10 protein-coding genes are annotated in these 12,869 nt (G+C 46.3%); 6 read left to right on the forward strand and 4 right to left on the reverse strand.

Annotated elements, in window-relative coordinates; all coding sequences use genetic code 11:
- Positions 1-263 precede the first annotated feature (263 nt).
- Together folD and DVY93_RS05055 are read left to right on the forward strand one after the other, a co-directional pair.
- Positions 264-1,142: a bifunctional methylenetetrahydrofolate dehydrogenase/methenyltetrahydrofolate cyclohydrolase FolD gene (folD, locus tag DVY93_RS05050; protein ID WP_230709526.1), complete on the forward strand. Its 879-nt coding sequence runs from the start codon at positions 264-266 to the stop codon at positions 1,140-1,142.
- Between the two features lie 102 nt (positions 1,143-1,244).
- Positions 1,245-1,763, forward strand: coding sequence for a phosphate-starvation-inducible protein PsiE (locus tag DVY93_RS05055; RefSeq protein WP_230709528.1), 519 nt, complete (start codon positions 1,245-1,247; stop codon positions 1,761-1,763).
- 86 nt (positions 1,764-1,849) lie between these two features.
- Here the strand turns inward: DVY93_RS05055 and DVY93_RS05060 are convergent, their stop codons facing one another.
- From DVY93_RS05060 to DVY93_RS05075, 4 genes are all read right to left on the reverse strand, one after another.
- Complete coding sequence (locus DVY93_RS05060; RefSeq protein WP_230709530.1) at positions 1,850-3,337, reverse strand: di-heme oxidoredictase family protein; 1,488 nt, start codon at positions 3,335-3,337, stop codon at positions 1,850-1,852.
- Between the two features lie 162 nt (positions 3,338-3,499).
- Complete coding sequence (locus DVY93_RS05065) at positions 3,500-5,179, reverse strand: RCC1 domain-containing protein (protein WP_230709532.1); 1,680 nt, start codon at positions 5,177-5,179, stop codon at positions 3,500-3,502.
- 280 nt (positions 5,180-5,459) lie between these two features.
- Positions 5,460-6,674: a magnesium/cobalt transporter CorA gene (corA, locus tag DVY93_RS05070; RefSeq protein WP_230709534.1), complete on the reverse strand. Its 1,215-nt coding sequence runs from the start codon at positions 6,672-6,674 to the stop codon at positions 5,460-5,462.
- Between the two features lie 70 nt (positions 6,675-6,744).
- Complete coding sequence (locus DVY93_RS05075) at positions 6,745-7,134, reverse strand: DUF2237 family protein (RefSeq protein ID WP_230709536.1); 390 nt, start codon at positions 7,132-7,134, stop codon at positions 6,745-6,747.
- Between the two features lie 439 nt (positions 7,135-7,573).
- On the opposite strand from DVY93_RS05075, the gene DVY93_RS05080 reads away from it, so the two are divergent.
- The 4 genes from DVY93_RS05080 to rlmN all read left to right on the forward strand — a co-directional run bounded on the left by DVY93_RS05080 (position 7,574) and on the right by rlmN (position 12,755).
- Complete coding sequence (locus DVY93_RS05080) at positions 7,574-8,881, forward strand: ATP phosphoribosyltransferase regulatory subunit (RefSeq protein ID WP_230709538.1); 1,308 nt, start codon at positions 7,574-7,576, stop codon at positions 8,879-8,881.
- Positions 8,882-9,141: 260 nt separating this feature from the next.
- Positions 9,142-10,431 carry an adenylosuccinate synthase gene (locus tag DVY93_RS05085; RefSeq protein WP_198334952.1) on the forward strand — a complete coding sequence of 430 codons (1,290 nt, stop codon included), beginning with the start codon at positions 9,142-9,144 and terminating at the stop codon, positions 10,429-10,431.
- Between the two features lie 295 nt (positions 10,432-10,726).
- Positions 10,727-11,158 carry a nucleoside-diphosphate kinase gene (gene ndk / locus DVY93_RS05090; protein WP_230709540.1) on the forward strand — a complete coding sequence of 144 codons (432 nt, stop codon included), beginning with the start codon at positions 10,727-10,729 and terminating at the stop codon, positions 11,156-11,158.
- A 367-nt stretch (positions 11,159-11,525) separates the two neighbouring features.
- Positions 11,526-12,755, forward strand: a complete 1,230-nt coding sequence (rlmN, locus tag DVY93_RS05095) for a 23S rRNA (adenine(2503)-C(2))-methyltransferase RlmN (RefSeq protein ID WP_230709548.1) — start codon at positions 11,526-11,528, stop codon at positions 12,753-12,755.
- The last annotated feature ends 114 nt before the right edge of the window (positions 12,756-12,869 follow it).

Below are 12,869 nucleotides of genomic sequence, written 5' to 3' on the forward strand. Positions count from 1 at the left end.
CATGCTTACGTATCTGCTTAGCTAAAACCTTCTCTTAATAATTAACCAGTGAATTCCTTTTATTTATCTTAAAGTTTAATTCTCAATGCGTGAATTTTTGGTTGACCCTCAATACACGCTAGGATTCTATAGCGCAGACAGGTACAATACCAAAGGCAAAAACACCTTCAGTTCATTCAATACTACCCAAGCAAAAGACAGGCGTGCAAGGTCATTGCGGGCATTGTCTTTACTTTTTTAACGCTTCCTCTATTGGAGTTACTATGTCTATTGCCCAACCATCCGCCACCATTTTGGACGGCAAAGCCCTTGCCAAACAAATAGAACAGCAACTGCGCACCCGCGTGGATGCCATCAAGGATAAAACTGGACGTACACCAAGCCTTGCGACGATATTGGTCGGTGATGATCCAGCATCAGCGACGTATGTGCGGATGAAAGGTAATGCTTGTAAGCGTGTTGGTATGGACTCTATACGCGTCGAGATGCCAGCTGCGACAACTACCGAGCAGTTGATGGTAAAGATAGATGAGCTAAACAATAACCCTGATGTGCATGGTATTTTGCTACAGCATCCTGTACCTGCCCATATTGATGAGCGTGCCTGCTTTGAGCAAATCGATTTGGCAAAAGACGTCGATGGGGTGACGTGTCTTGGTTTTGGCCGTATGGCGATGCAGCAATCCGCTTATGGTTCATGCACACCGCAAGGCATCATGCATCTATTAGCGCATTACGATATAGAGCTGGCAGGCTTGGAGGCCGTGGTAGTAGGGCGCAGTGCCATCTTGGGTAAACCAATGGCAATGATGCTATTGAACGCCAACTGTACCGTCACCATTTGCCATTCCAAAACTCAGGACTTGGCCGCTCATATTCAGCGCGCAGATATCGTGGTTGGGGCAGTAGGGGTGCCTGAGTTGATTAAAGCAGAATGGATTAAGAAAGGCGCTGTTGTGATTGATGCAGGTTTCCACCCAACCGATAATGGCGGCGTTGGTGATATCGAAATGCAGGGCGTGGAAAGCATCGCCAGTGCTTATACGCCAGTACCCGGTGGTGTCGGTCCGATGACCATTAACACGCTCATTCGCCAAACGGTCGATGCGGCTGAAAAGTCAGCTGGTTTGGCTGTCAGCTAAGCCACGACTCATACGAGTGCTAATCGCCAATGGATAAGAGGGTCTGAGGCAGCACAGACTCAGGCTCAGTCAACCACATCCCAGTTGATAGGAGCTAAAAGCATGGCTAAAAAAAACGTCGGTATTCATGAGCGATTACAAGGTGTTGGTAGAGAGTTTGTCGATATCTGTCATTACGTGATCTTGTTTTTAATCAGTGTGGTGGTGGTTTGGACGGCGGGTAAAGAGTTTATATATATCCTCCAAAAAGGCTCAGCGGATTTAAAAGATATTTTGATGCTGTTTATTTATCTTGAGCTACTGGCGATGATAGGTATTTACTTTAAGACCCACCGTCTGCCGGTACAGTTTTTGATATTTATTGCCATTACAGCGTTATCGCGACATTTAGTCGTCGATGTGCAGGCTGTCTCAGACTACTTTCACTTATGGCTACTGGCGACGATTTCGGTGGCTATTATGCTATTAAGCGCTGCTATCGTGGTACTGACATGGACGGCAAGAACGTTTGGTCGTCCAGAAGACAATCTCGACCAGCATCATGCCAACCTAACGGTCAAATCCCTTTTGCCTGATGATGCTCAGGCACCTGATAGCACTACGAAACATCGCCGCGAATGATAAATAAGTACAAGTATCATGTACAAAAAAGAGGGCTACCGACGGTAGCCCTCTTTTGTATCTACTGAGACGTTAGTTTTTACCTCTTAAATACCGTTTAAAAATGTCAATAATGTTTGTTTTTGCGTGGCAGATAGTTGCTTAAAGCGTGTCTTCACTGCTTCTGCCTCACCGCCATGCCAGAATATGGCCTCAGTCAAACTATTGGCGCGACCATCATGCAAAAAACGGGCTTCTGGGTCACGCGCCACAATCCCAATACCCCACAATGGCGGCGTGCGCCATTCATAGCTCTCTGCGTTCTTTTCTTTTACCCCATCATCCAAGCCTGCGCCCATATCATGAAGCAGTAAGTCGGTATAAGGATAAATGGTTTGCTGTGATAGTAGTGGAAAGCGACTGCTATCGCCTGTTTTTTGCTTGGGCGTGTGACAGCCTGCACAGCCGACTTGCGCAAAGAGGCTCGCCCCTTTATTAAAGGTCGCTAAGTCACCAGTGCGCCGCTCAGGAACGGCCAATGCCGTCATAAAGTCGCTCACCGCATCCAAGCTACTGTCTGAGACTTCTGGAGAGCCGCCGTTCGCCGCGGTCCAACAAATCGGTTGGTTCACCGTACAATTGGGATCCATAAATACCGAGGTGGTCAAGCCCATATCTTGTGACATGGCATTGGCATTTTGGGTGCGTAGACTTGCGTTAATGGCTTTCCAGCCAAAGCGTCCAATACGTTGTTGCCTGCCTTCATCCACCCAGTGTATCCGGCCGCTGATTCCGTCTTTGTCGTTATCGTCAGGGTCAGCAGCAGCGATGATGTTAGCCTCAGGAATCAGATCAAGCAAGCCCATACCGACCAGCTGCGGCGAGATACGACCGCTAATGGCCATATTTCCTAAAGGCTGATTCGGGTCAGTGGGCGTAAAGCCAAACTGTACACCAGCAGGCGTCTCACCATGAGCGGCAGTCATGGCGTAGCGTACACTACCTTCAGTGGCGATACTGGGATCAATACTTTGATGCTGCATTTGTTCGCCGTAGTAAGGATGCCCTAATTCTTGTTGGTCGCCGAGTCTGAATAAAATGGCATCGCTCAATACACCATCAGCCGCATAAACAGGCTTGCGCCCTTCAGCGCTATGGCATTGGGTGCAGGCATTGGCGTTAAAAAGTGGCCCCACACCATCGAAGAGGGCGCGACCTTCATTGGCAGGTGTCCACTGCGTGATAAATAACTCACGCCCGGGCGATACGCCGCCTAACGCACTGCTTGGTAGGTTTGGCATGATTTGTAGAAATGGGCGTGATACATCAGCGGAGATCGTGGCGTTGCCACCTGCTGGTTGCCAGTCGGTATCGACTTCTGGATTGTCAGGTGTGGTTGGTGGATTGGGGTCGCTAGGAAGGCTGGGTGTGCTGGAAGTACTATCATCTGAGCCATCTGAGCCGTCTGACCCTCCACAGCCGCTAAGTAGCACTGTTATACTCAAACCGAGTAGGGTACTACGCACAATGTTTAATAATGATACGCTTAATGGTGAGATGGTTAAAATGGTGGAGGGTTTGGCGCGTAAGGGCATGGTGTTACCTAAGGAGAATAGGGTTAAATAGTAAACTAAAAACGAGTAGGGACACATGTTAGGCAACAAGGACTGCAAAATGATGCAACCCTTGTTAAATTCTCAACTTATTCAGTTTTTATTAGCACTCAGTGTTCATAAGTACAATGAAGCCGCTGTCAGTTATAGCTGATTTGGTAGCATCACTGGCATAGGGGTGTTGTACATCCAGACATGAACGGTACTCTCGTTACCTAACGAGCCTTCAAAGCTCCAGCCCCAAGTAAATAGCTGACCATATCCGGTGTTGGTAGAGCCGTCTTGGTTAAGCGGTTTTTCATGAGCAATCAAGTGCATGGCGCCCATTGCCATGTTATCGATATTCTTTAAATTGGGCAGTTTATTGGTAGGCTCATCTAGATTGTCATACTCCGTCGTACCCTCACTGTTTGTTTCACCAAACGCGCCCCAAGTATAGAGGATGCCATCGGTAGTGGCGTCAGTGCCGACCGCGACGTTGTCTAATAACGCATAGCTGGCATTACCATTGGCATAAACGCGACGCACGTCTTTATCCGTGAACCATGGCAGTTTGGTCGGTGTGGTCACGATACGGGCCCACGCACCTTCGGTATTTTTGAATAATTCACCATAATACCCTAATTGGCTACTGACATTGAGGCCCCAACCATAAACAGATTCTTTATTGGTTAACGCCAATACATGATCCCTACCAGCTGCTAATTGCGTGACTTTCTCTACATCTATGGCGAGTGTAGAGTCAGTAGTTTGGGTCGCATTAACTTGATCTTCATCAGTGACATTAATAAGAATCGGCGCGGGGTTGATGTTGACGCAGTTATTAGCAGTGGTGCAAGCCTTGCCTTTTCCAAGATTGGCATAAGCATCGCTGCCCCAACCCCAGACCTGACCTTTATCATCTAAGGCATAGGAGCTATTAGCGCTGGCGACAACTTGCACAATGTGGCCGGCACCCTCTGCTGCCGAGAAGTCAACCTTGACTGGTACGCTGCTGTTGGCAGTCGTGTCATTGCCCAGCTGTCCTTGCTCGTTGGCACCAAATGCCCAAACGCTGCCGTTTTCGGTCAGTACCAAGTTATGCTTGTAGCCAGGCGCTACCATCACTGCGTTTTCAATACCTGCAATGGTACTGATATCAAGGCGGCAGTCAGCCACATTGCTGCAGTTATTACGACCTGTATCGCCGCGGCCTAATTGGCCATATTTGTCTTCGCCCCAGCTATAGACTTGACCATTGTTAGCGATAGCAAGTGAGTGGTTTTGATTAAAGCTGATAGAAAGCAAGTTGTCGGGCGCACTGTTCATCAGCATTGGCGTATCAGGATGGCCCATGGCGTCTGACAGGTTGGTGGTTAACCCAAGACCCGTTTGCCCGTAGTTGTTGCGCCCCCAGCCATAGAGTTCGCCATCGCGCAGCGCACCCGTATGAGAGCCGCTTGCCGCGATGGTATCGCCCAAATAGATGGTTTTGGTTGAGCGCATGATGTTACCAGCGTTGTCTGTGGCTTCTAACGTGATGGTATTGCTACCCCGGGCTAATAAAATGCGATCGCTAAAGTATCCTTCTGGGTCGACTGACAGCGCTTGTGCTGGTGTTTCATTGAGCGTGTAAGTTAAAGATTTGATACCGCTGCTGTCTTGTACTTGCCCTGAGACAAACACCGCGGCAACAGCGCTATAGCCATCAGTAAAGTTGCTATCGGTCGTTAATAATGGCGGTGTTCCATCAATGATAGTGGTGTCGGAGTCATCAACGCAAGCCGTAAGTAGCAAGGCTGCGGTTATGAGTGCTACGGCTTGAGTGAGATGGGATAAGCGCATAAAAACCTCAATAGGAACAAGTAGTACCATGGCAAAAATTAGAGCAGCGTGAAAGAGGGGCGCACGTCCTACATTTCGTAATTTTGTAGGCTTAGCAGTGTTAACAGCGCCAATCGTAACTTTTGGAATGGGTTTATTAGGAATAAAGGCAAGAATTTAGTAATATTAGATGCGAATAATATTACAAATAATAATCATTATCAATAATTAATTAAAAAAATAGCATCGACGCCGATGCTATTTTTTGCTGAATAGACAGACCTCTACGAAGAAAAGATCGCTATAACCACTTTAACCTTTTAAAGTTATAGTAAAGATAGCCACACAATGACCCAATAACCACCATGATGACAAAATACGAGTACTTCCAATGCAGCTCAGGCATGAAGTCAAAGTTCATGCCATAGATACCAGCGATGGCGGTTGGTACTGCTAAGATACCTGCCCAAGCGGCAAGCTTACGCACCACTTCGTTCTGGCCAGTATTTACCATGGCCATATAGGTATTCATTACCACGCTAAGCATCTCATTAAGACCGTTGATCGCATCGAGAGAATGCAAAAGGTGGTCATTCACATCGCGAAAGTAGGGCTTCGCTGCTTGCGAAAAACCAGAGACCAGCTCGCTTTTTTTATGATTGATAAAGAAGCTACAGATGTCTTGCACCGGCAAGATAATGGCGCGCATGTGTACCAGTTGTGATTTAAGCTCATAAAGATTTTTTAAGGTCTCTTTATCAAACTCATAGGTAAACACATAGCGCTCTTGCTCACGTAAATAACGACCTAAGCGATCGGTGATCGGCATATAGTTATCAACGATAAAATCGAGAATGGCATGTAGGACGAAGATAGGTCCCATGCGTAGCTTTTCAGGGCGACGATGGCAGTGCTCACGGACGGGTGCATAGGAGTTTGATGGGCCATTACGGATAGTAATCAGGTAGTTTTTGCCCATAAATATCGCCGTGGTGCCATAGCGGATAATATTATCCTCAAGCTTGGCGGTACGCAGTACCACAAACACCATGTCGTTGTCGTAGTTTTCTACTTTGGCGCGTTGATGGTCAGCAAAAGCATCCTCAATCGCCAACTCATGCAAATCAAAGGCTTCTTTGACTTTGACCATGGTCTCTAAGCTCGGGTCATACAGACCCAACCAGATAAACTGGCCATTATTACTCAAAGCGCGACTGACGTTATTGAGGGCCACTTGATCGAGCTTTTCACCCGTTTTTCGCGAGTAGGCGTAGCAGTTGACCACCTCGTCCACACTGGACAAATCGATATCTTCATAACGTTCAGAGTCTGGATCGTAGACCGTCATGGTCTCAATGGTGTCCTCAGTGGTCGCATCCGCATCGCCATAGATATAGCTGTCATCATTGTCTAGATACAGATGTTTGTCACTCATATTGGCGTAAATATGACTGATGTTAGAGTTGGGTGCAATCCGTGCTGTTTTTTTAATCAACTGATCGTGATTGTCTTCCATACACCCTCCCTTTTTAAAGTAAAAAATGCTAATTATCAAAACCCACAGTATTATTTCTAAAGCGCGTACTTTAAAGCGCGTAGCTTTTTAACGTGTCAATATCGACCAAGCTTAATAAACTTTCATGACAGGCTTCTAGTTTTATTGGCGGTGCAATATCAAAGTCGAGTGCTTCGACCCAGCGTAAGGCGCAGACACACCAGTAGTCACCTGGTTTGAGACCTTCAAAGCCATACTCAGGCAGGGGCGTGATAAGGTCATTGCCGCGACTGGCCGAAAAGTTCAAAAACTCGCTGGTCATCTTTGCACAGACGGTATGCTGGCCGACATCATGATTGCCCGTATGACAAAAGCCGTTGCGATAGTAGCCAGTAAGAGGATCAAAGCAGCAGCTCGCAAGTGCCGTCCCTAAAACATTGGTTTGGTTGATGGCGGGGTTTGGATGGTAGTCAGTTGACATAAGGCTTCCGAGATAAAAATATACGTTAGTGTACCATGAGTTTGTGTTGCAGACGTGGTTCTACCGCGCTCACTGTTTTCTTTACAACTTGTCTCGCTTTAGCGTCGATGAAGAATAATTAAGAAGCATAATTAGATAGTGATTGTGGCCAATTGTCACTAGGCGAACCTAAACGGCTATGCTAAACTAAAGCATAAAGTGCCTTGGTGATTTATTAAGGTCTATTAGCTTATCGCATAAAGATACTCGTCTTATCATTCTAAATTATACTTATTACTCACGCTTTTGCGGTTACCTAGTTTGTTTATCAATAATTGGGTCAATGATGTTGTGCGTTAAAAATAAAAAATGCCGACGTCAATGCAATTGTAAATATAACCTTTAAGTACCGCATCAGTACCGCGTTTTTGGTAAGCGATACGCCAAACAAGGATTTATTGTGTCTGTCAGTTCTGATTCTGCAAAACCTACCCTGTTAAATACGACAAATGAAGCGGCGACTCAGCCTGCTGAAAACAGTGCTATGCCCAATCGCATGCCCTCTCTTAGCAACTTTGCGAGCGACGTTGCCAATAGCTGGCTGCTGCCTGATGGGGTAGTAGACGTGTTGTTTGAAGATGCCCATAAGCAAGAAGTGCTTCGGTATCAGTTGACGCAGCAGCTCATCACGCATGGTTATCAGCTGGTGAATCCGCCAATGATTGAGTTTACTGAGTCGTTGTTAAGTGATGCCTCAGAGGATTTAAAGCGTCAAACCTTTAAGATCATCGATCAGCTAACGGGTCGGTTGATGGGGCTGCGCGCTGATATCACGCCGCAGATTTTGCGTATAGATGCGCATCACGGTGGTACAGGTATTGCGCGTTATTGCTACGCAGGGGATGTGATTCATACATTACCGTCCGGACTGTTTGGCTCACGCACGCCATTGCAGTTGGGTGCTGAGATATTTGGTTGTGCCTCACTTGCTGCAGATATCGAGCTGATAGATGTGTTATTCGGCATGGTCAATAAGCTAAACATGAGTGCTGCGCTGCACATCGATTTGGGTCACGTAGCGATATTTAAGCGTTTGGCCGAATTGGCCGAGCTGGCAGAGGGTGACACTGAACATTTGATGCACTTATATGCCAACAAAAACTTACCAGAGCTAAAACGTGTGTGCCAAGTATTACCGATGGGTGATGACTTTTATGCATTAGCCCGCTTTGGCCACGATATTGCAAACCTATTGGTTAAACTGTCAGCCACCGCTCAGCAAGATGCACAAATTACGGTGGCGGTTGATGAGCTGCAACGGTTAAAAGCACATTTACAAGACCAATGGCAATGCGATGTCAGTATCGATGTGACGGAGCTATCAGGCTACCACTATCACACGGGTATTGTGTTCAATGGTTATATCAATAGTGAGACCCAACCGCTGGTACGTGGCGGCCGTTTCGATGGGATGCAAAGCGGCAGTCAGTTAACGGGACATGAGCTCCGTGAAGCCACTGGTTTTAGTATGGACGTCAGCCGCTTGCTCGCTCACACTCAGCTTGATGCGCCAACCATCGTATTGGTGGATTTTGATGCATTGAATACCGCAGATCACGAGCAGAAACAGACATTGTTACAACAAGTTGAGAGCTTACGTCAGCAGGGTTATCGTGTCACGATGCCGCTAGATGCAAAAGATCGCCCAGCCGCTATCACGCATCATTTAAAATTTGTAGACAATCAGTGGCAGCTACAAACCGTTTAAAACGCTAAATCATTGGTTAGATAAAAATTGTTAGATATAGTCAGTGGAAAATAAAATCGATACATTAATGTCATCGTGCTAATGGGATAAATTGTTCTTGCTTGCTGTTCGCAAGCGTGACAGAGGCTGCGAAAAATTTATCCCATTCACTCTGTATTGGTTTTAAATAGAAGGGACTATACAAAGAGACTGTCAACACAGTTATTTAATTTTTCAACCGTTATTGCACACACCTCAATACATAAAGGTAAGGATTGATCATGGGTAAGAATGTCGTAGTTTTGGGTAGCCAATGGGGCGATGAAGGTAAGGGTAAAATCGTTGATTTACTTACCGAAAAAGCCTCAGCAGTTGCTCGCTTTCAAGGCGGTCACAACGCTGGACACACGTTGGTTGTCGATGGCAAAACCACCGTATTGCATTTGATCCCATCAGGTATCTTACGTGAAGGCGTGACTTGCTTTATTGGTAATGGCGTGGTGTTGGCACCTGACGCCCTACTCAAAGAAATGAAAGAGCTTGAAGACAACAACGTACCCGTACGTGAGCGTCTACGTATCTCTCCTAACTGTCCATTGATCATGCCATATCACGTCGCTCTTGACCAAGCGCGTGAAGCCAAGCGCGGTACTGGTAAAATCGGTACGACGGGTCGCGGTATCGGGCCTGCGTACGAAGACAAAGTAGCGCGCCGTGCCATCAAACTTGCTGACTTGTTCCGTGAAGACTTAGAAGAAAAGCTACGTAACTTAATCGAATATCATAACTTCCAATTGACTGAGTATTACAAAGTTGACGCGATTGATTTTGATGAGACGTACAAGCTGTGCCAAGAGTGGAAAGCTGAGATCACTGGTATGGTCACTGATGTTACCGAAGATTTAAACCAGTTACGCCTTGCTGGCAAAAACCTCATGTTTGAAGGTGCTCAAGGTACGCTACTGGATATCGACCACGGTACTTATCCGTTTGTGACCAGCTCAAGCGTGACCGCTGGTGGCGTATCGACGGGTACGGGTATTGGTCCACTCTATTTAGACTACGTCCTTGGTATCACTAAAGCTTATACCACACGCGTGGGTAGCGGTCCGTTCCCAACTGAACTGTTCGATGATGTTGGGGCGCATTTGGCCAAAGTCGGTCATGAGTTTGGTGCGACGACTGGTCGTGCGCGCCGCTGTGGTTGGTTCGATGCCGAAGCTCTACGCCGTGCAGTTGTGCTTAACTCTATGTCCGGTATTTGCTTGACCAAGCTTGACGTACTAGATGGTCTTGAAGAGTTGCTTATCGGTGTGGGTTATAACTTGCCTGAGACTGAGTGCGCAGGCGCCCATGATGCTGAATTCTATGAGTCAGTGACGCCTAAGTACGAAACCATGCAAGGCTGGAGCGAATCAACCGTTGGTATCACCAACTATGATGACCTGCCAGAAAATGCGAAAAAATACATCAAACGTATCGAAGACTTGATTGGTTGCCCAGTCGATATCATCTCAACGGGCCCTGACCGTGAAGAGACGATCGTACTTCGCGATCCGTATGATGCCTAAGTTATCACCTCTGTTTACTATCATCTGTTAGTAAATAGGTTGAACGAGTAAACATCAAAACCCCAGTGCTGAGCATTGGGGTTTTTACTTTTGTGCAAGGTACGGTCATAAATTAATCCTATCATTTATGGCCTTAATCATTATAATAGGCAGCAATCCTGTGTTGGCGCCCATGTTTTCATGTGAATAAGCAGTGGCTCATTGAAATCAGCCTAGCCAACACTGTGGCCAAAGACAAAACAAAGCATGAACCCTTTCATTTTTTATTGAATTTAGCATTTATTAGGAGCTTTTTATGGCTAACGAACGTACTTTATCTATCATCAAACCTGACGCAGTTGCTGGCAACCACATCGGCGCTATCTACGACCGTTTCGAACAAGCGGGTCTAAAAATCGTTGCCGCCAAAATGCTACAACTTGATGATGAAAAAGCAGGCGGTTTCTACGCTGAACACGCTGAGCGTCCATTTTACAATGATCTAAAATCGTTCATGATGTCAGGTCCAGTATTGGTATCAGTACTAGAAGGCGAAAACGCTATCGCTAAGCATCGTGAAATCATGGGTGCAACCAATCCAAAAGAAGCCGCTGTTGGCACTATCCGTGCTGATTTCGCAAGCAGCATCGATGAAAACGCGGTTCATGGCTCAGATTCAGCGGAATCAGCCAAACGTGAAATCAGCTACTTTTTCAATGATGATGAAGTTTGTGCACGTACGCGTTAATATCGTAAACCAACTGTGCACCAGTTATTTACAAGATTGATTGGTTATAATTGGTTTTGCAAGACGGCTTATATCTTATGGGTATAGGCCGTTTTAATTATTTGCTGATGGGTAACTTCGATTATAATAGTCACAGTCTTTGTTGAAATTAACCAAGGTTTCCCTCATTATCGTATTTAATCAGCGTTATCAATCCCTTATCAGCATAATTTTATTAGATTTTTTCCCAGTCACTGGATAAATCAATAAAGTCTGCGCTTATAACGGATTGCTCATGCACTCACGTACTACGTATGTGTGACAACACTCATAGCTCATATCAATAATTGCACCGCTTATCCAAGCTTATGCAAAAAGGTTACCTATTATGTCAACTGTACAAACACCCACTCAGCACGTACCGACTAGACTTATTGACAGCATCAAGCTAGTAGATGAGGCACACGCAAAGACCAATTTATTGGGGATGACGCAAGCGCAACTGGCTGACTACTTCAAAAGTATTGGCGAAAAGCCGTTTCGTGCCACTCAGGTCATTAAGTGGATATATCAGCACGGTGTGACGGATTTTGAAAAAATGACCAACCTGAGTAAGTCCTTGCGTGATAAGTTGTCAGCCAATGCTTGTGTGGTGCCGCCTAAGGTGATCCATCGTCAGTACAGTGATGATGGCACGCGTAAATGGGTGTTTGAAGTCACGGGTGGCTCACTGGTTGAGACGGTATTGATACCAGCGGATGATAGTAAGCTAAATGGCCGAAAAACCTTGTGTGTGTCGTCACAAGTTGGCTGCGCGCTGGACTGTAGCTTTTGTAGTACGGGTAAGCAAGGGTTTGAGCGTGATTTGAGTGCCGCTGAGATTATCGGACAGCTATGGGTGGCCAACGCTTCCTATATGACGGATGAGAATGAAAGTTTGGAAAACGTTGACCATAGCCTATGGGAAAATAACGTCACCAATGTGGTGATGATGGGCATGGGTGAGCCACTGTTAAACTATAAGCCAGTGGTTGGCTCAATGGAAATCATGCTCAGCGATCATGCTTATGGATTGTCAAAGCGCCGCGTGACCTTATCGACGTCAGGCGTTGTGCCAAAAATGTATCAACTGGCGCAAGACCTCGACGTGGCATTGGCCATCTCATTGCATGCGCCAAACGATGAGCTACGTAATGAATTGGTGCCCATTAATAAAAAGTATCCGTTGGATGAGCTGATTGCCGCCGCAAAAAACTACGTTTATGATGTCAATCCGCGTCACAAAAAACATGTGACGATTGAATATGTGATGCTTGATGGCGTCAATGACAGCAATGAGCATGCACAGCAGCTAGTGGCGTTATTAGAAGGCTTACCAAGCAAAATCAACCTGATCCCATTCAATCCGTTTCCGCATGCCCCCTATGATAAATCAAGCAATAACCGCATCCATGCGTTTAGCAATATCTTAAGCGAGGCAGGTTTTGTTTGCACCATTCGTCAAACACGCGGTGACGACATTGATGCCGCTTGTGGTCAGTTGGTTGGGCAAGTGGCTGATCGCACCAGACGTTCGGCGGCTTGGCAACAAAGCATCAAAGATCGTGAAAGTGTATAGTTCGATAGGTGTATGAACCGTGAACAAATTGCCCAGCATTTAGTGTTAGCTGTCTTTTATCTGTCGCAATGGTAATGAAAATGTAGCCATAATGGCTAGTATTGATGAACAGCG

The organism is Psychrobacter sp. CCUG 69069, from assembly GCF_021023115.1.
Classification (GTDB): Bacteria; Pseudomonadota; Gammaproteobacteria; order Pseudomonadales; family Moraxellaceae; genus Psychrobacter; species Psychrobacter namhaensis.